Genomic DNA, 19,267 nt, shown 5'->3' with positions numbered 1-19,267 from the left:
ATGATATGATATCAGTATATCAATGACTCGAATCCTCGCCGATCTGCCCGATGAAGACATCAAGTGGCTCGATGCCCGTGCGGCCGAGCAGGGCAAGTCGCGCGCCTCGGTGCTGCGTGAGGCGGTACAGGCCTATCGGGCTGAAGGCGGTGACGATTGGCTCGAGGCTGGATTTGGCTTGTGGGCGCGGCATGGAATTGAATTCGATCCCGTTGAATACGACCGCAAGCGCCGCGCCGAATGGACCCGGCCCTGGGACGATGATTACGAGGAAGTACGCGCGGAATCGCCCGATTGCTTCGACGAATACGATGATCGCGAGCGAGCGCATTATCTCGCGCTTCAAGCCAAAGCGGCGGCCAAGCGCAAGAAGAACGCTGCATGAGTGGCTACAGCTTCGATGCCAATATCCTGATCGATGCGCTTTGGGATCATCCACCAGCTCATGCGGAAATCAGGCGCGCAGGGGCCAGCGGTGCTCGCATCTGGGTCAGCCGGATGGCATGGGTCGAAGTTCTGTCGAAAGGCAGTGATGCCACATTGCGTGAAGCGATGCGCTTTCTCGCACGGTTCAGTGTCGATGAGGTCGACGAAGAAATCGCGCTTCGTGCGGCTTCATTGCGCCGTGAGCGACCCCGTCTCAAGTCGCCAGACGCGATCATCCTTGCTTCGGCGCAAGTTCGCGGGCGGGTTCTGATAACGCGCAACACCAGAGATTTTCCCGCGCAAATGCCCGGCATTCGCGTACCCTACAGTCTAGAGCGAGGTCTGACCTAAATGTGCGGCATTATCGGCATCGTCGGCAAGGAACAGGTAGCGGACCGGCTGGTCGATGGCCTGCGGCGGATGGAGTATCGCGGCTATGACAGCGCGGGCGTCTGTACGGTCCACCAAGGCCAGCTGATCCGCCGCCGCGCGCCGGGCAAGCTGGTGAACCTGGTGCGCGAACTCGCCCGCGATCCGGCGCCAGGCACTACCGGGATTGCCCACACTCGCTGGGCCACCCACGGCGCGCCGACTGCGGCCAATGCCCACCCGCACGCCACCCAACACCTCGCGCTGGTCCACAACGGGATCATCGAGAACTTTCGCCAGCTGAAGGAGTCGCTCACCGCGCGCGGCCGGACCTTCGAAAGCGAGACCGATACCGAAGTGGTCGCGCATCTGGTTTCCGAGCAGGTCGAGGCCGGGCTGTCCCCCGCCGACGCGGTCAAGACGGTGCTGCCGCAACTGCGCGGGGCCTTTGCCCTGGCGATCGCATTCCGCGAACATCCCGACATGCTGATCGGCGCGCGGCTGGGCTCGCCTTTGGTGCTGGGCCATGCCGATGGCGAGACATACCTCGGTTCCGATGCACTGGCGCTCGCCCCGCTGACCCAGCAGATCACCTATCTCGAAGAAGGCGACTGGGTGATCGTGACCCGCGAGGGCGCGCAGATCTATGACAAGGACAACCAGCCGGTCGAACGCGAGGTTACCACCTCGGGCGCTTCGGCGGCGGAGATCGAGAAGGGCAACTACCGCCACTTCATGCAGAAGGAGATCTTCGAGCAGCCGACCGTGGTGGCGCAAACGCTGCGCAGCTATATCCGCCAGCTGGATCAGACCGTCGCACTGCCGCAGTTCGATTTTGACCTCTCCAGCATCAACCGCGTCACCATCGTCGCTTGCGGGACCAGCTACTACGCCGGGATGGTCGCCAAGTACTGGTTCGAGCAGTTCGCGCGCCTGCCCGCCGACATCGATTTTGCATCTGAGTTCCGTTACCGTGAACCCGTGATGGAGCCGGGCGGGCTCTCGCTGTTCATCTCGCAGAGCGGGGAGACCGCCGACACGCTCGCCGCGCTGCGCCACTGCAAGGCGCAGGGCCAGACCATCGCGGTGGTGGTCAATGTTCCCACCAGCTCGATGGCGCGCGAGGCCGACTTGCTGCTGCCGACCCATGCCGGGCCGGAGATCGGGGTTGCCTCGACCAAGGCCTTCACCTGCCAGCTCGCGGTGCTTGCTGCGCTCGCCGCACATATGGCGGTCAAGCGCGGGCGGATGAACCGTGCCGAAGAGGCCGAGGTGGTCAAGCACTTGCTCGAAGCCCCCGCCAGCCTCAACGCCGCGCTGGCCCACGACGACGAAATCGCGGCCATGGCCCACCTGATCGCCCCGGCCCGCGACGTGCTCTATCTGGGCCGCGGGCAGGACTATCCGCTGGCTTTGGAAGGTGCATTGAAACTCAAAGAAATCAGCTATATACATGCCGAAGGTTATGCATCGGGTGAAATGAAGCACGGCCCGATCGCGCTGATCGACGAGGCGGTTCCGGTGATCGTCCTCGCGCCCTCAGGTCCGCTGTTCGAAAAGACCGTCAGCAATATGCAGGAAGTCCGCGCGCGTGGCGGCAAGGTGGTGCTGATCAGCGACAAAGCCGGGATCGATGAGGCTGGTGAGGGCTGCCTGGCTACGATCGAGATGCCATCAGTCCACCCCCTGATCGCCCCGCTGGTCTATGCCGTGCCGGTGCAATTGCTGGCATACCATGTCGCCTGCGTGAAGGGCACCGATGTCGATCAGCCGCGCAACCTGGCCAAGTCGGTAACCGTCGAGTGAGGCTGGAGGGCGGCTGTCACTGCGGCGCGGTACGCTTTGCTGTTGAGGTTGAGCCACCGGTGGAACTGCTGGATTGCAATTGCTCGATCTGCGCCAAGTCTGGCCTTCAGCATCTGATTGTACGCCATCAGGATTTTGCGCTTCTGTGCGGTGAGGAGGCTTTGCAGTCTTATCGCTTCGGTACGCGCGCAGCGGAGCACCTGTTCTGTAAGACCTGCGGGATCAAAGCGTTTTATCAGCCGCGCAGCCACCCTGGTGCATGGAGCATCAATTTCCGCTGCCTTGATCCGGGCCATGGCCTTGAACCAAAGGTACAGTCATTCGACGGTCGCAATTGGGAACAGGCTCGTGCCTTGCTCGATCAAACCGCACGACCGACCTGAATTACGGTTTTCGCCTCGTAAACTTTACGGGGCGCTAACAATTTCATCCTAATCAGGGCGCGTGAGCAAGCCTGACACCGCCTCGTCCACGTTGCCCAGAAGCCTGCCGGTCATGGCGGTTCTCGGTCTGACCGATCCCGCCGAAGGGGATTGGGGGCGGCTGCGTGGCTTGCAGTACTCCAGTCTGGCGCGGAACACGGTCGCACGCGGCCTGGCCCACGGCATCGCCGCGCTTGGCGTGCTGCGGCTCTACTACGGCTCAATCCATATCGCTGCATTGATCGGTTGGATCGCCGTATTGGCGGCCAGCCTGTTCTATGGTGCCAAGATCGACAAGGCCCTCGGAGATGCCGATCGGCGGCGCATTTCCAAGGAGGAGGTCAATCGCCAGACGCTGAGTTCGATCGGCAATGCGCTGGTCTGGGTGGTGCCGCTGGCGACATTTGCGCCGTTCAGTCCACCGTCCGCGCAGCTTGAACTTTGGGCGGTCTGCGCCATGCTGATGACGGCATCGGCGATGCTCCTTCCGGCCGTGCCGCTTGGCAACTTGCTGTTTGCTGCGATCGTCGGTGGGGCTGCGCTGGTCAGCTTCCTGTTCGGCGGCTCGATCGAAATGGCGCTGCTGTCTTTGGTATTTATGGTAATCGTCGGGCTTGGCGCGATTGAGAACGCGCGATTCTTCCTGACCGCCCGGATCGCCGAATCCGCCATGGCCGAGAAAAGCGAAGTCGTCTCGATGCTCCTCCGTGAATTCGAAGAGGGCGAGGCCGATTGGTTGTGGCAAATCGATCCTTCGCGCCGGGTACGCTCGGCCAGCCCGCGATTTGCTTTTGCCTTGGGGCTGTCGCCCGACGAGATCGAAGGCAAACCCTTTATCCAGCTGATCGCAGGTCCGGCCTGGGACACCGGCCAGTTCCCATCAAGCCTCCATGACCTGGCCGAGCGGATCAAACGGCGCGAAAGCTTTTCAAACCTGCTGGTCCGGGTGACGATCAACAACCAGCAACGCTGGTGGGAGCTTTCGGGCACCTCAAAACTGGACGAGGACGGCAACTTCGACGGATTCCGCGGGGTCGGTTCGGACGTAACCGAACAGCGTGAGTCGAGCGAGAAAATCGCGCACATGGCGCGTTACGATACCCTGACGGGCCTGCCCAACCGGATGATGGTGACCGAGGCGCTGGGCGAAGCGATGCGCTATGCCGATCAGTGGCGCACCCGCTGCGCCTTCCTGATGATCGACCTCGACCGGTTCAAGTCGGTTAACGACACGCTGGGCCACCTGATCGGCGATCAGTTGCTGGCGCGCGTATCGGAACGGCTCAAGTCGATCATGACCGACAACGAACTGGTCGGCCGACTGGGCGGCGATGAATTCGCGATCGTGATCCGCGACGCATCCGATCACAACCGGGTTGTCCGTGTTGCCGATGCAGTGATCGAACTGCTCTCACGCCCGTATGAAGTCGAGCATCACACGCTTTACATCGGTGCTTCGGTTGGCTCGGCGATCGGTCCGCGCGACGGCACCACGGTCGAGACGCTGATGCGCAATGCCGACCTTGCGCTCTACCGCTCGAAGGAAGAAGGCGGCGGGGTCCACCACGGTTACGAGCCTTCGCTGCACCAAGAGGCCGAAGAACGCCGTAAGCTGGAATTCTCGCTGCGCCGCGCGCTCGAAAAGAGCGAAATGATGTTGAACTATCAGCCGGTGGTCGATGCCAAGGACGAAACCATTGTCAGCTTCGAAGCGCTGCTGCGCTGGAACAGCGAGGATCACGGCTTTGTCAGCCCGGCCAAGTTCATTCCTCTTGCCGAAGATACTCGCCTGATCGTGCCAATCGGCGAATGGGTTCTGCGCGAGGCTTGCCGCGAGGCGGTGCGCTGGCCAAGTAACATCAAGGTTGCGGTCAACGTGTCAGGTGAGCAGTTGCTCGATCCAGGCTTTATCTCAAGCGTAGTGACTGCCCTCAGCTCCAGCGGCTTGCCGGCCCAGCGGCTTGAGATCGAAGTGACCGAATCAATTTTCGTGCGCGATTCCAGCACTGCGCGGGCCGCGCTCGAACAGATCATGTCACTGGGCTGCGGGATCGCGCTCGACGATTTTGGGACAGGCTATTCCTCGCTCGCCTATATCCGCAACCTGCGCTTCTCGACGATCAAGGTCGATCGCTCATTTGTGACGGGGGCAGCGCTGGGTAATCCGGAAAGCCTGGCGATCATCCGTGCCGTTGTGGCCATGGCCGAAAGTCTGGAGATGTCGACCACCGCCGAAGGCGTGGAAACCGAGCATGAACTTGAGGTAATCCGCCAATTGGGTTGCCGCAAGATCCAGGGTTATTACTTCGGCCGGCCTATGGGCGCAACCGAAGCGCGCGGCCTGTTCCAGGGCTCGCAGCTGCGTCAGGCCAACGCCGGTTAGGCTGAGGCCAGCGCGTTCAGCGCACTTTCAAACAGCGCGCGGCCATCGGTGCCGCCCTGTTCCGCCTCGATCATCCGTTCCGGATGCGGCATCATCCCGAGCACGTTGCCGGCCGGGTTCAGAACACCGGCGATGCCCCGGGCCGAACCGTTGACGTCCTCACCATAGCGGAACGCCACGCGGCCATCGCCTTCCAGTCGGTCAAGCGTCTCGGTGTCGGCGAAGTAATTTCCATCGTGATGCGCGACCGGGATCGTGATCGTCTGGCCGGCGCTATAGCGGCCGGTAAACAGGCTTTGGCTGTTCTCAACCGTCAACGCGACTTCGCGGCAGACGAAGTTCATCCCGGCATTGCGCAGCAGCGCGCCGGGCAGCAGGCCGCTTTCGGTCAGCACCTGAAAGCCGTTGCAGACGCCCAGCACCGGAACCCCGCGATTTGCGGCGGCAATCACGGCCTGCATGATCGGGCTGCGTGCGGCCATCGCGCCGGAGCGCAGGTAGTCGCCATAGGAAAAGCCGCCGGGCAAGGCGATGAAATCAAGGCCTTGAGGCAGTTCGGCGTCGGCGTGCCAAACGCGGTGCGGGGCAGTGCCCGAGACCTTTTCGAGCGCGTCGGCCATGTCCCGGTCGCAGTTCGATCCGGGGAAGGTGATGACCGCGCTGCGGAAGCTCATGCCGCCAACCTTTCGATCCGGTAGTTTTCGATCACCATGTTGGCGAGCAGCTGCTTGCACATGGTATCCAGCTGTTCGTCGCTGACAGTGTCGTCGACATCAAGCTCGATCATCTTGCCGGCGCGGACATCCTGCACACCGTGGATGCCCAGACCCTCGATCGCGTGGTGGATCGCACGGCCCTGCGGGTCGAGCACACCGTTCTTGAGAGAGACGAACACGCGGACCTTCATGGCATGGGCCTTTCGCTGGGGATTCGGTTGCCGCGCCTATGCCGCCGCCAGCCGCCGGGGGCAAGCCGCGAGCTGCGGGGATTCACAGCCGGAGTGAGAAGGGCACTGATAACATGAATGAAAGTTGCAAAATGGAATGATTTGCACGTTATAACGTTTCATGTCAGCCTCGAGTCGATCAAAGCAAGAGGAGGCGAAGACATGGCAAACAACCGTCTATCGCGGACCCGTCAAACGGGCCTCGCAATCACCCTTAGCATCGCGATGGCAATGGCCGCCTGGCCAGCCGCCGCGCAGGATAGCCAGGCCGAGGAGGAGGACGACGCAAACAGCAGCATCGTCGTAACCGCAACTTCGGTCCGGCAAGGCGGGGCGCAGGATATTCGCCACTTCCGCTGGGTCTCGCTCGACGGCGATTTCCTGCCGCAGACCTTCAGCCTGACCATGGAAGGGTTGATGGGCGAGCATGACCTGACCCTGCCCGAACGGAGCCCTTGCAAGCAGACCTTCTGCCTGACCGGTGCGGCAATGCCCGCCGCCTTGCCGCTGCGCCCCGATGACAAGTGGTTCGTCGGCCTTGGCTTTGCCAGCAACATCGATGCCGAAGCCTACAAGGCCGAGCCGGTCAGCCTGGTGATTGTGGTAGACCGCTCCGGCTCGATGAGTGGTTGGCCGATTTCGCAGGTCAAGGGCGCGCTCCACACCTTGGTTGGCAAGTTGCGCAAGGGCGACCGGATCGGGATCATCACTTATGGCTCCGAACCGCAAACGCACCTTGAAATGACCGAGTTCGCCGGCAACGAGGGCATGATCCGCAAGGCGATCGACGGGATCGAGATCGAAGGCTCGACCGCGATGGAGGAAGGGCTGGAGGCCGGCTATACGATGGCCGAGGCCGAACTGCCCCGCAGCCACGGCAAGACCCGGGTCATGCTGTTCACCGACGAGAACCCCAATGTCGGCGATACCAGCGCCGAGGGTTTCATTGGCCAGGCCGAAGGCGGATCGGCCAAGGGAATCGGGCTCACCACCTTCGGGGTCGGGGTGCACTTCGATGCGGCACTGGCTACCAAGGTATCCAGCGTGCGCGGCGGGAACCTGTTCTTTGTCGACAATCAGGGTTCGGCCAAGGCCATCTTCGACCGCGAATTCTACAACATGGTCAGCGAGGTCGCGCACGATATCGATCTCGCGCTGACCCCGCCCAAGGGCTACCGGATCACCGGCGTGTTCGGCGTGCCCGATGGCCTGATGAGCAGTGCCCCGGAAGGCACGGTCAAGGTGACCATTCCTACCGCGTTCCTTTCCAGCAACGGCGGCGGGATCTACGTGACCTTGGGCAAGGACGGAGCTCATGCAAACTTGCCCGAAGCAGAACTGGCTTCCGACACGCCGCTGCTGACTGGATCGCTGCGCTACACCGATGGACGCAGCCGCGCGGTCGGTGAGGACCGTATTGCCGTGGCCCTGCCGCAGGGCGAAGCACCGGTGCCGCTGCGCAAGGCGCACTTCCTTGTCGACGAGTTCACCACGCTCCAGACCGCGCTGAACGGCTATCACCAGGGCGGCGACAAGAAGGTGGCCTTCAATCTGATCGACGGCCTTTCGCGGCGCCTCGATGCCAGCGAACTGCCGGGCATGCAGGAAGAAACCAAGCTGGTCGGCGGCCTGCGCAGCCGCGCTGCCTATGTCGCCGGTTTCCAGGGCGAGATGCCCAAGGAATTGCGTCCGCTGGCGCTGAAGGGCGAATGGGAAGTGGTGCGCCAGAACGGCCTGATTGACATTGCCCGTGGCGATACCGTTGAATTCACCGAGGACGGCGAATTCATCACGTCCCGGCAGAAGGGCGATGACGTCTACCAGAACGTACAGGTCAATGAGCGTCAGGTCCGGCTGGTCGATGTCGATCTGGTGTTCGACTACCGGCTGCAAGGCGACCGGATCTACCTCAAGACCCCAGACGGCGGGAGTGAGCTGATCCTGCGTAAGCCGCGGCTGGACTGAGCTAGCTGGAGGCGCTGTCCATGACATAGCCCATGGCGCGCACGGTCCGCAGCGGATCGGGCGCGCCATTGGCGGTGAGTGCGCGGCGCAGGCGGCCTACCCAGACGTCGACCGTGCGTTCGTCGATCGCTTCGCCGTCTTTGCCGAGGTGTTCGATCAACGCGGTGCGGCTGAATACCTGGTCAGGATGTTCCATGAAATGCGCAAGCAAACGGAACTCGTTGGGGCGCATCGGCACCGGCTCGCCATTGATCCGGACCTGATAGGCCGCGCGGTCGAGCAGGATCGCGCCGTTGGTCAGACGGTGGCGGGTCGGCGCGCTGCTTGAAGCCAGGCCTTCGACCCGTTCGACGATCCGCGCGGCATCGAGCGGCCCAGGCAGATAGTCATCCGCCCCGGCCTGCAAGGCCCGGCGCTTGGCGTCGGGGCTGGCATCCTCCAGCACCAGGGTCAGGTGCGAAGAGCGGGTGGCGGGCGCTTCACGCAGCCTGCGGCACATTTCGAGCCCGGACATGGAAGGGCACAACCAATCGACGAATCCCCAAACCTTTCCGGGCAGCGGAGCTTCGGGCGGCCCTTCTTCAAGAGCCACGATTTCCCAGTCCGGACGACGGCGCACCAGATCGGCGACCAGGGCAGGCGGGGTGGAGGTGAGGAGCAGGGTGGTCTGGTTGTCCATAACGCTAGCGGAATCAGTCTGGCTAGGTTGCGACAATGCCGTGTCGAGGTGACGGTTTTGTGATGCAAATATGACAGGTTGGTTGCGGTCAGCCGCGAACCCTGCGGAACAACTGCGTCTGTCAAATGAGTGTCAGGTTATTGTCATATCTAAATGGGTGAAGATCGGCCTGGAAAGGTATAGATTCCCAGCAAAATCGAGGGAACCATCATGCGCTCACGCCTCTTCCTTGCGCTTGCCTTGCTCGGCATTGCCACGCCGGCGCTGGCCGACAAGCTGGTGTTCGATCATCGCATCTACCAGCCGCTGAAGGAGGCCTTTGATAGCGGCAATGCCGACCTGATCGCCTTCAACGACAAGAATCCGGCCTATGTGACCGATCTGGTCGTCGTGCGCGGCAAGTCGACCAAGAGCTGGACCGAGGCGATGATTATCATTGCCCGCAAGCCCGATACCAAGGTTCCGGCCCCGGCTGACTGGATGGCCGAGCTTCAGCGCCAGGCCGATGCGCAGTGCCCCAGCCGGTTCACTGTCATCGCGCAGGATGAAGGTTCGATCACGCTGGAACGGCAATCGCAGGGTTGCCCGTCAAGCTATCCGCAGTCGGCGCTCTATCGAATCGTACAAGGCAAGCCCTCGCTGTTCCTGCTCGGCGCGATGAGCAAGGACGGTTTCACCCCGGAAGCCCGCAAGGCCTGGCTGGCGCTGTTTGCCAGCGCCCGGCTCGACTGAGTTGAAAGCCAGGGTCGTCGCCGTGTCAGATTGCTGACACATTGCGGACTCTCAACCTACGCACAAGCGACACAGACGAATCCTAGAGGCGGCCCTGAGGCCGATCCCGGGGGTGAGTCGCGGCCGCTTCTCACTCCCTGGTCCGGCATCGGACACATGTCACAATGACTCAGGGATTTATCATGAACCGCCAGTTTTCGCGTTCGTCCGCTTCCGCCCTTGCGCTCGCTGTTGCGCTTGGCCTGTTCAATGGCCAGGCCGCCCAGGCCGCCGTCACCCTGACGGATGAAGGTGTTGTGGTTGACGGCGCCAGTGCCGACGCCACTGCCGATCAGGACCAGCCGAGCCCCGAATCCGCCGCCGCTGACGAGGATAGCGGTGGTCTGACTGACATCGTTGTAACCGCGACCAAGCGCGAAACCAACCTGCAGCGCACCCCGATCTCGATTTCGGTGATGGGCGCGGAAACGATCCGCGAACGCAAGGTTCAGAGCCTGATGGACCTTGCCGATGGCGGCATTCCTAGCCTGCGCGTCGCACCGTTCGAATCGCGTCAGTCGGCGCTGACCGTCGGTATCCGCGGGATTGTTCCGCTCGACGCCAACCAGCCCGCGCGTGAACAGGGTGTCGGCATCTACATTGATGGCGTCTATCTGGGCCGCCAGCATGGCCTCAATACCGGCCTGTTCGACGTCGAGCGGGTTGAAGTGCTCAAGGGGCCACAAGGCACCCTGTTCGGCCGCAACACCGAAGGCGGCGCAGTCTCGATCATCTCGAAGGCTCCGACCGGCGAATTCGGTGGACGGGTTGATGGCGGTTTCGGAAGCTTGGGCAGCTACAACGCCGGGGTTCACTTGAACATCCCGACGATTGCTGGCTTCTCGTTCAAGTTCGACGCCGTTGTCGCGCATCAGGGTCCGGTGACCAAGAACCCGTTACCGGGTCAGGCTGGTTGGGGTCAGTTTGACCGCCAGGGTCTGCGCGCTGCCGTTCGCTGGCAGCCGTTCGAAGGGCTTACCAACGACTTTTCGTTCGATATGGCTCATGACGAGAACTCGCCATATTACAGCCAGTTGCTGAACTATAACCCGAACAACTGTGTCGGCGGTGGTTCGAACCTCGCGCCGCTTCCCATCCCCAGCGGCAGCACTTGCGTCACGCCGGGCACCAACTTCATCGGGACCCAGGGAACGATCCGTGCGCTCACTCCCGGGGTGGTGGTCAATGGCCAGACCCTGATGCGCGAGGCCGACATCGGCGTTCCGCAAAAGCTCACGGTCGACAAGACTTTTGGCTTCACCAACGTCCTAAAGTGGAAGTTCGGCCCCGAACTCGAACTGCGTTCGATCACCGCATGGCGCGGGGTTGAGGTCGAGCAGAACGACAACGCCGGTGGTCTGCACCGCGTTCCGGTGTTCAACGTTACAGCGGCCTGCAGCGCAGCCACTCCGTGCGCGTTCAGCCGCTATAGCCGCGCCGACCTGTTCCAGCGCCAGTTCAGCCAGGAACTTCAGGCCGTCGGGTCGATCGGTCAGGTCGACTATGTGCTCGGGCTCTACTACTTCAACGAACGCGTTCGCGACGATGCCGCCACTCCGAACTCGATGGGCGCAATTGCCGTGCTGAGCGGAGCAACGGTTGTCGGTGTCAATTTCGCGCCGATCCCGTTCTGCACGGGCGCGCCCAATCCTACGCTGGGCAACGCAGTCCAGGGCTGCTCGATCGACCGGGCTTCGCGGGTCTTCTCGAAGAGCTATGCTGCCTACGGTCAGCTTACCTGGAACCCGACCGATGCGCTGCACGTGACCGTTGGCGGGCGCTACACCAATGACAAGAAAAAGGGCGAACTGCTGTTCTCGCGCGGCGTGAACTACATCACTAGCCCCGCCACCGCCGCAATCAATGGCTACACCCCGCTCGACAAGTCGTGGAACCGCTTCAATCCGATGGCCACTGTGGCTTACGATTTCAGCAGCTCGGTCCACGGCTATGTCAAATATGCCACCGGCTATCGCGCCGGCGGGGCCAGCTCGCGTACGTCTGACTATCGCGCTTTCGATCCGGAAGACGTGAAGAGCTATGAAGTTGGCTTGAAGGCCGATTTCTTCGACCGCCGCGCCCGGATCAATGTTGCGGCCTACATGATGGACCGCAAGGGCAGCCAGGTCGACCTCTCGACCATCCAGCCGACCGCAACCGGCAACTTCAACAACCTGGTTACCTTCAATGCCCCCGGCACGACCAAGATCCGCGGTGTGGAAGTCGACCTGACGGTGAAGCCGACCGATCGCCTCAAGTTCGACCTGTCCTACGCCTATACTTACACCGATATTCCGGCGGTCCCGGTGACCTACCGCGAATTCACCTCGGCCGGCGTGCCGACCGGCAATTCGTCCACCGTGCTGCAGAAGTTCTACATCGTCTATACCCCGCGCAACGCCGCGAGCGGTTCGGTCGACTATGAAATTCCAGTTGGTTCGGGTGACACCAAGGTCAAGTTCCACGTCGATGCGAACTACTCGCAGGCCACCCAGAGCTTTGACCAGTTCGCGACCAAGGCCGACGAATCATTCATCGTCAACGCCCGCCTTTCGCTGATCGACATCGACCTGTCGGGCGGCCCGAAGCTCAACATCGGGCTGTGGAGCCGCAACCTGTTTGACAACCAGTTGGTCTATCGCCGCGATCCGTCGAACAGCCTGCCCTCGGTGCAATCGACCGCGGTTGCTGGTGTTCCCAACATCACCCAGATCGGCAGCGTCAGCGGCATCCTGGGTGATTACGGCAACTTCAACATGCCGCGCACCTTCGGGATCGACGCGTCGCTGAAGTTCTGATCGACTTTTTCAGTTCCTCCCTGAACGGGGGCGGGGTGCCAGGCACTCCGCCCCTTCTTTTTTCCGCTGGAATAACGGCCAGCGCCAGCAGGGGAGGGAGGGTCTAATTCTTCGGCGCGGACGTGACCGGATCGTCTACCCCTTCGGGCAAGACATCGACTTCCAGCGCCGACTCTGCGCTGAGGTATGTCTTCGCCAGGGCCTGAAGTTCGGCTGGGGTGATCGCCTTCAGCAAGTCCTTCGACTTGGCATAGCGTTCCATCTGCTCGGGCTCCGTCTGGGCGCGGTCGACAAAGCTGAGCCAGCCGGCGTTGGACTTGAGCAAGTTGTCGAGCCCTTCAAGCAGCGGCTCGCGGGCGCGGGTCAGCACGTCGTCAGTAACCGGCGCATCACGCATTGTACCGACCGTCTCGAGCATTGCCGCGCGAGTCGCGGGCACTTCCTTGACGTCGACCGAGGCGTTGATCGAGAAGGTGCCGTAGTTCTTCCAGGTCCGCGAGGCATTGCTGCTCGCGCCGGGGGAATATGCCTTGCCGAGCTTCTCGCGCAGCGTGTCGGTAATCTCGATCCGCATAACCCGTTCGAGCAGTTGGAGCTGCAAGGCGGCATTCAGATCCTCGCCGTCGCGGGTCGGCCAGATGAACGTGACAAGTCCCTGGTCCTTGGCACCCGTGTGCCGCAGCACCTTGCGGCTGCGATCTTTGGTGAAGGGGCGGTCGCGGCGATCATCATAGGGGCGGAAATCGGACTCGCGCTGGGGCAGGGCGCCAAAGGTGCGGGCAACCATTGCCACAGTCGCGGCCTCATCGATATCGCCGACGATCCCGATCTCGATCGCGCCGTTGCGGAAGCGGTCAGCAGTATCCTGCTTCAGCCCGGCAAAGGTCAGTTTGCGGTAATCCTCGACCTTGCCCAGGCTAAAGCGCGGATCGTTATCCGAGACGATCCCGCCGACATCGGCCGAGAGCGCCGAACCCGGAGTCGCCCGCAGGCTGGCGAACAGATTGTTGATCGACTGCAGGAACAGTGTTTCGCCTTCCTTGCGGTAACCCGGATCGGTCACCTGCGCGGTCATCAGCTGCAATTGCAACTCCAGGTCGCGCGGGGTAGTGGCCGAGGTCGCCACGAAAGTCTCGTCGGTCGCGGCAAAGTTGGCCGAAACGGTCCGCCCGGCGAGCAGCGAATCGAGCTCGTCCTTGCTGTGCTTGCCCAGCCCGCCGACCGCGAGGACCGAGATCATCTGGGTCGCCAGCGGGTTCTCGCGCGTAGCCAGCATGCTGCCGCCATCGACTGAAATCTGGATCAGCACCTGGTCCTGCTTGAGTTCGGTCCGCTTGAGGTTGAGCCGCACGCCGTTGGCAAAGCGGATCGTGCGGATCCCCAGCAGGGGTTCGACCGTGTCGCTGACCACCCGGCCGGCCGGGCCAAAATCGGTATAGCCGAAACTGCCCGCCACCTTGCGCTCGGCCGGACGGATCGGTGCGGCCATCGCTTCGGCCCAGGCCTGTTGCAGCCCCTTGCCGCCTCCGGCTGGCGGGGTTCGGCCCTGGAAGCGCAGCAGCGGATCGTCGAGCGGGACGGTCTCGCGCTTCAATGCAGCCTGGACCGCTTCGGGCGTCACTTCGGGCAGGTATGCTTCAAGCCGGTCGAGCGAGTTGGTGGGGGTGTCAGGCACCTTTTCATTGATCACCAGCGCTTCGGCCGCGCCGAGCAGCTGGGCATTGCTGCGGGTCGCCTCGCCCTTGGCGGCATTGGCATGGGCGGTGCGGATGATCGCGACCTGTTCTGCCACTTCCTCGGGGGTGAAGCCGAAGGTCATCGCCCGGCGATATTCGAGCGCCGCCTCGATCATCCCGCGCCGCCACTTGCCGTCGACCGTATCGATCGAAAGCTCGGTCGCGCGGCCTTCCTTGAAGACGTCGCTGGTGCCGAAGCTGGCATTGCGGAACGGGGCGTCGGTCTCGCGCGTGCGGCGCAGCAGGCGGCGGTTGATGATCGCATAGCCGACCTGGCGCAGCAGGTTCTCCTTGCGCTGGGCAAGGCTGTCCGGCTCGACCAGATAGGCCCCCTTGCGGCTGGCGCTGACCCGTTCCGACAGCGCCGGATCGATGTAGACATCGGCCTGCCCCTTGGCCTCCAGCGTCACCGGGCCGACCTTCGGCATCGGATCGACCTTGGCCGGCTTCCAGCTGCCGAAGCGATCCTTGATCTTCTGCTCGACCAGCGCGGCATCGAAATCGCCGATCACATAGACCGTCGCGTGCTGCGGCACATATTCGCGCTGCCAGAAGCCCTTGAGCCCCTCGGCACTGGCATTGGCGAGCGATTCCGCCGTGCCGATCGGCAGCCGCCGCGAGAGGTGCGATCCGGGCAGCAGGAACTCGATCTGGTCCTGATAGGCCTTCAGCGCATAGGAATTGCGATCGCGCATTTCCGACTGGACCACCCCGCGCTCGCGATCGACCGCACCGGGGTTAAAGCTCAGCTCGCTCGCCGTCTCGCGCATCAGCATCAGCGCGATGTCGAGCAGTTCGGGATCGTTGCGCGGCAGGTCGAGCTTGTAGGTGGTGCGATCATACCCGGTCGAGGCATTGGTATCGGCGCCGAAGGCCAACCCGTGCCGTTCCAGCAGCTTGACCATTTCGCCTTCGGGAACGTTGGTCGATCCGTTGAAGGCCATGTGCTCGACATAGTGGGCAAAGCCGCGCTCGGCATCGCTTTCGTCCAAGGCGCCGGCGTCGATCTGCAGCCGCACCAGCGCCGTGCCCTTGGGCGTGGCGTTCTGGCGGATAACATAGCGCATTCCATTGGGCAGGCGGCCAAAGCGATAGCCGGGATCGACCGGAACGTCACTCTGCTCAAAGGCCCAGGTCCCTTCGGGCAGCGGCGTGCTGGCAACCTGTTTGACCTGCGGGGCGCAGGCGGCGAGGGCCAGGGTGGAAATCGAAAGGACGAACAGCAGCTTGCGGTTTTGCATGGTGGCTTGGTGGCCGATTGCGGGGCGCAGGGCAAGTGCCCGTCGGGGCGGGTCAGCCCGAAAAGCCGCCCTCCGCCAGGAACGCCAGCTCCTCCGCCGTGCTTTCGCGCCCCATGCAGGCGTTGCGGTGCGGGAAGCGGCCAAAGCGCAAGATGATGTCGCGGTGCATCGCTGCCCACTCGCTCCAGGTGCTGCCGCTTTCGGCATCCAGAGCCTGACACTTGGCGAGGCTCAGGTCCTGGTCGGCCAGATTCTCCGAATGCTCGAACGGCAGATAGAAGAACACCCGCAGCGCCGGATCGCCGGCCTGATCATGCCCGGCATCCAGCGCGGCGCGGGCCAGGCTGCGGGCCAGCGGATCGGTGGCGAAGGCATGGGCCGAACCGCGCCACAGGTTGCGCGGAAACTGGTCGAGCAGCAGCAGTAGCGCGAGCGCGCCCTCCGCGCTGGCTTGCCAATCCGCCAGCTCACCCCGCGCCGCGGCGTGATGCGCCTCTGCAAAGCGCCGGGCAATCTCGGCATCGAACGCGTCGTCCTTGGCGAACCACCTGGGCGGTCCGGCCTCGCGCCAGAAGGCGATGATCTCTGCCGCGGCGGGCAGGGCCATTACTTCCCGCGCAGCTTGCGGTGCGCCGAAAGGTCGAACACTTCGCTCGGCCCGTTATCGGTTTCGAGCAGGCCGAGCCGCCGGGCGACCTCCTGATAGGCCTCTTCCTCACCGCCCAGATCGCGGCGGAAGCGGTCCTTGTCGAGCTTTTCGCCGGTGGTCATGTCCCACAGACGGCAGCCATCGGGGCTGATCTCGTCGGCCAGGATGATCCGGCTGTAATCGCCGTCCCACAGGCGCCCGAATTCCAGCTTGAAATCGACCAGCCGGATGTTGATCGCGGCAAACATCCCGCACATGAAATCGTTGACCCGGATCGCCATCGCCGAGATGTCCTGCATCTCCTCATTCGATGCCCAGCCAAAGCAGGCGATGTGCTCTTCGGCGATCAGCGGATCGCCAAGTGCGTCGTCCTTATAGTAGTATTCGATCAGGGTGTGCGGCAGCGGCTCGCCCTCGGGGATGCCAAGCCGGGTCGAAATCGATCCGGCCGCGACGTTACGCACCACCACTTCGATCGGCACGATTTCGACCTGCCGGACCAGCTGCTCGCGCATATTGAGCCGCTTGATGAAGTGGGTCGGGATGCCGATGTGGTTCAGGCGGGTGAAGACATATTCGCTGATCCGGTTGTTGATCACGCCCTTGCCGTTGATCGTGCCCTTCTTCTGGGCATTGAAGGCGGTGGCATCGTCCTTGAAATACTGGATGATCGTGCCCGGCTCGGGACCCTCATAAAGGATCTTGGCCTTGCCTTCGTAGATCTGGCGGCGACGGGACATGGGGAGCTTCCTTATGCGCTAAAAGCCAAGCCCCGGCAGTTGCGGGTCAGTGTGACTCGCGCGGCCGGGGCGGTTTCCAGCGCCTTACGCGATTTGGGCGGGGGGTGCAATGTGGTGCTCGGGACGCGGTGGCTGGGCGGACAAGTGGACACGGAACGAGGGGTGAAACCTGGCCCAAATCGACCCGAAACGCAGGCCCTGCGCGGCTTTGTGGATTTGGGGGTGTAAACTTCCGGATTGGGGCGCGTCGCCGGGGAGGCGGGAACCGGCGGACGGGGTCGTGGGAAGTATGGGCATCGGCGGTCCTGACGGGAGAGGGGCCGGCAGTGTGACAGGACGGGGCGGTGTAGGACAGCGAAATAGTCCGCTCAGAGCAGGTCCATCTGCTTGTCCTCATCTCCCTTCGCTGCCGCGCTCTTCACCGCATCGCTGCGTGCCATCGGCAGGTTGAGGCGGACAGCCGGCCTGTCTGGCCGCTCGAAAAGCTCGGCCACGGTCACGACCTGCAACCGGTCATCCTCCCGGTCAAGCAGCGGATGCTTGTACTTACCAGCGGCGGCAATTTCGTCGCGCATCGGCTTGGTCGGCAAGCTGGTGCAGATCAGAAAGCCGAACTCGGCCTTTTCGCGGATGCGGTCTGAATTGAGCGTGGCGAGGTCGGCGCGGGTGCCGGGGCGGCTTTTGACCTGGAAGATCGCCTTGCCGTTCTCGCCCTTGTCCTTCAGGAAATAGGCAATCCCGTCGATCCCGCCATCGGCCCCCTTCTTCTCGTTGATCCGCGCCTGGTTCTTCGAATAGGTCAGGATCGCCCACTTTTCGAACTCCTTGCGGGTCTTGTCATCCTTGCGGTTGGCAAGGGCCATGGCGCTTTCCAGATCGCGTGGCACGCCGTCCAGCTTGATGCTGGCTTCGATCGCGGGCCAATCGTCCTTGTACCGGTCCTCCATCCGCTTGAGGATCAGCGATATCGACTGATAAGTGATATCGATCCCGATCCAGCGCCGGTTGAGGCGCTGGGCGACCGCGACAGTGGTGCCGCAGCCGCAATAGGCGTCGAGCACAGTGTCGCCTTCGTTGGAACTGGCCTTGATGATGCGTTCGAGCAGGCCTTCTGGCTTTTGCGTGGGGTATCCCAGCCGCTCGGGGTCCGTCGGTCCCAGCGGTTTCACATCCTCATCTATTCCGCCTTTAGTCCCGAAGACCACGCCCTCCGTGTAAGCCTGATAAGCCCAAACGTCATTGATTGCTGTGCCGTCACGCTCGTCGAGATAGCGAACCATGATAGGCCAAGCTGACTTCCCATCATCCTCGACAAGCCCTTGCTCGAAAAGAGCATCAAGCTTTTGGATGCTATTGAGTTGCTTGTATTCAGGCGGCATCAGTTCGTCATAGAACGAAGGCACTGCCCAGTGTCGGTTGGTGCGCTTCGGATCAAATCTTCTCCAAACTTCGCCCGATGGACCTTCGGTCCAACCGGCCCCGGTCAAGACGTTGCCGCCGGAGCTAAACTTGTAGCGACCATCAGCCTGACGTTTGTACCGCGTATCGACGTGCCCTTTCATGTAGGGCTTCCGCACGATGTTGAACAAAAACTGCTGTGACTTTGTGTAGTAGAAAATCGTGTCGTGAACTGGGCCGAACGATGAGCGGGGGCTGTGATGACCAGTCCGTTTCCAGATAATCTCGTTCTGGAATAATCCGCCCTGACCACAGAACACCGCATCCACTACCAGTTTTAGATAATGCGAAGCAGTCGGATCGCAGTGCAGGTAAAAGCTGCCGGTCGGTTTAAGCACCCGGTGGATTTCAACGATCCGCAGGGTCATATGGATCAGATAGGCCAGCAGGCTGCCGCGCCCCAGCACCTTTTCCAGCCCGCGGATCAGTTCAACGGTCTGTTCGGTCCATTGCGTTTGGCCTACATGGCCATGCAGCCGTTCGATATCCAGAATGTATTCCAGCCCTTCCGCGGCTTCATCGCCCCAGTTCCACGTATCGACAAAGGCCTGGGCCTGGGCCGCATCTTCGCTGCCCTGATTGTTGTAGATCTGGAAATAGTTGCGCTTTGAATTAAACGGTGGGTCGATATAGCACAGATCGACGCTTTCGCTGGCGATCTTGCGGCGCAGCACGTCAAGGTTATCGCCGTAATACAATTCGTTCTGCGGCACTTGGGCTGACTCCGGCAATTACACTACGCGCTGGGTAATGCGGTGAAATGGACCCTGAAACAAGTTCAGGGTGACGATTTCCCGGAAAGATTGCACCAAAGCCGACGGGTTGACCTTGGGCGGCAACGCCCGCCATCCCATCGGAAGGCGGGCGCTACTTGCTCT

15 protein-coding genes are annotated in these 19,267 nt (G+C 62.4%); 8 read left to right on the top strand and 7 right to left on the bottom strand.

Annotated features, from left to right (window positions below; translation table 11 throughout):
- Positions 1 to 22: 22 nt before the first annotated feature.
- The 5 genes from B2V17_RS15370 (at position 23) to B2V17_RS15350 (ending at position 5,406) form a co-directional block, all read left to right on the top strand.
- Positions 23 to 385, top strand: a complete 363-nt coding sequence (locus tag B2V17_RS15370) for a ribbon-helix-helix protein, CopG family (RefSeq protein WP_292999188.1) — start codon at positions 23 to 25, stop codon at positions 383 to 385.
- Positions 382 to 777: a PIN domain-containing protein gene (locus B2V17_RS15365; protein ID WP_292999186.1), complete on the top strand. Its 396-nt coding sequence runs from the start codon at positions 382 to 384 to the stop codon at positions 775 to 777. Before B2V17_RS15370 ends, B2V17_RS15365 begins: the two co-directional genes overlap by 4 nt.
- A complete protein-coding gene (glmS, locus tag B2V17_RS15360) occupies positions 778 to 2,601 on the top strand; it encodes a glutamine--fructose-6-phosphate transaminase (isomerizing) (RefSeq protein ID WP_292999184.1) in 1,824 nt (607 codons plus the stop codon).
- Positions 2,598 to 2,984 carry a GFA family protein gene (locus tag B2V17_RS15355; protein WP_349679981.1) on the top strand — a complete coding sequence of 129 codons (387 nt, stop codon included), beginning with the start codon at positions 2,598 to 2,600 and terminating at the stop codon, positions 2,982 to 2,984. The genes glmS and B2V17_RS15355 overlap by 4 nt, the downstream gene beginning before the upstream one ends.
- 112 nt (positions 2,985 to 3,096) lie before the next feature.
- Positions 3,097 to 5,406, top strand: a complete 2,310-nt coding sequence (locus tag B2V17_RS15350; RefSeq protein ID WP_292999301.1) for a putative bifunctional diguanylate cyclase/phosphodiesterase — start codon at positions 3,097 to 3,099, stop codon at positions 5,404 to 5,406.
- Here B2V17_RS15350 and purQ read toward each other — a convergent pair.
- Complete coding sequence (purQ, locus tag B2V17_RS15345; protein WP_292999180.1) at positions 5,403 to 6,080, bottom strand: phosphoribosylformylglycinamidine synthase subunit PurQ; 678 nt, start codon at positions 6,078 to 6,080, stop codon at positions 5,403 to 5,405. The genes B2V17_RS15350 and purQ overlap by 4 nt on opposite strands.
- Positions 6,077 to 6,313 carry a phosphoribosylformylglycinamidine synthase subunit PurS gene (gene purS, locus B2V17_RS15340; RefSeq protein ID WP_292999178.1) on the bottom strand — a complete coding sequence of 79 codons (237 nt, stop codon included), beginning with the start codon at positions 6,311 to 6,313 and terminating at the stop codon, positions 6,077 to 6,079. Before purS ends, purQ begins: the two co-directional genes overlap by 4 nt.
- 201 nt (positions 6,314 to 6,514) lie before the next feature.
- On the opposite strand from purS, the gene B2V17_RS15335 reads away from it, so the two are divergent.
- Positions 6,515 to 8,317: a vWA domain-containing protein gene (locus B2V17_RS15335; RefSeq protein ID WP_292999176.1), complete on the top strand. Its 1,803-nt coding sequence runs from the start codon at positions 6,515 to 6,517 to the stop codon at positions 8,315 to 8,317.
- A gap of 1 nt (position 8,318) precedes the next feature.
- On the opposite strand, the gene B2V17_RS15330 is transcribed toward B2V17_RS15335, so the two are convergent.
- Positions 8,319 to 8,996, bottom strand: coding sequence for a response regulator transcription factor (locus tag B2V17_RS15330; RefSeq protein WP_292999174.1), 678 nt, complete (start codon positions 8,994 to 8,996; stop codon positions 8,319 to 8,321).
- A 210-nt stretch (positions 8,997 to 9,206) separates the two neighbouring features.
- On the opposite strand from B2V17_RS15330, the gene B2V17_RS15325 reads away from it, so the two are divergent.
- Both B2V17_RS15325 and B2V17_RS15320 read left to right on the top strand, forming a co-directional pair.
- Positions 9,207 to 9,728, top strand: coding sequence for a hypothetical protein (locus B2V17_RS15325; RefSeq protein ID WP_292999172.1), 522 nt, complete (start codon positions 9,207 to 9,209; stop codon positions 9,726 to 9,728).
- Positions 9,729 to 9,910: 182 nt separating this feature from the next.
- Positions 9,911 to 12,565: a TonB-dependent receptor gene (locus B2V17_RS15320; protein ID WP_292999170.1), complete on the top strand. Its 2,655-nt coding sequence runs from the start codon at positions 9,911 to 9,913 to the stop codon at positions 12,563 to 12,565.
- Positions 12,566 to 12,668: 103 nt separating this feature from the next.
- On the opposite strand, the gene B2V17_RS15315 is transcribed toward B2V17_RS15320, so the two are convergent.
- The 4 genes from B2V17_RS15315 to B2V17_RS15300 all read right to left on the bottom strand — a co-directional run bounded on the left by B2V17_RS15315 (position 12,669) and on the right by B2V17_RS15300 (position 19,102).
- Positions 12,669 to 15,542, bottom strand: coding sequence for a M16 family metallopeptidase (locus tag B2V17_RS15315; protein WP_292999168.1), 2,874 nt, complete (start codon positions 15,540 to 15,542; stop codon positions 12,669 to 12,671).
- A gap of 52 nt (positions 15,543 to 15,594) precedes the next feature.
- Positions 15,595 to 16,149 (bottom strand): DUF924 family protein, encoded by a 555-nt coding sequence (locus tag B2V17_RS15310; RefSeq protein ID WP_292999166.1) that lies wholly within the window; start codon positions 16,147 to 16,149, stop codon positions 15,595 to 15,597.
- A complete protein-coding gene (gene purC / locus B2V17_RS15305) occupies positions 16,149 to 16,931 on the bottom strand; it encodes a phosphoribosylaminoimidazolesuccinocarboxamide synthase (RefSeq protein WP_292999164.1) in 783 nt (260 codons plus the stop codon). Before purC ends, B2V17_RS15310 begins: the two co-directional genes overlap by 1 nt.
- A 368-nt stretch (positions 16,932 to 17,299) precedes the next feature.
- Positions 17,300 to 19,102 carry a DNA methyltransferase gene (locus B2V17_RS15300; RefSeq protein WP_292999162.1) on the bottom strand — a complete coding sequence of 601 codons (1,803 nt, stop codon included), beginning with the start codon at positions 19,100 to 19,102 and terminating at the stop codon, positions 17,300 to 17,302.
- Between the last annotated feature and the right edge of the window lie 165 nt (positions 19,103 to 19,267).

This window comes from Novosphingobium sp. UBA6272 (assembly GCF_002440635.1).
GTDB lineage: Bacteria > Pseudomonadota > Alphaproteobacteria > Sphingomonadales > Sphingomonadaceae > Novosphingobium.
The sequence above is the reverse complement of the archived record's forward strand: the minus strand, read 5'-3'. Positions and strand labels throughout refer to the sequence as shown.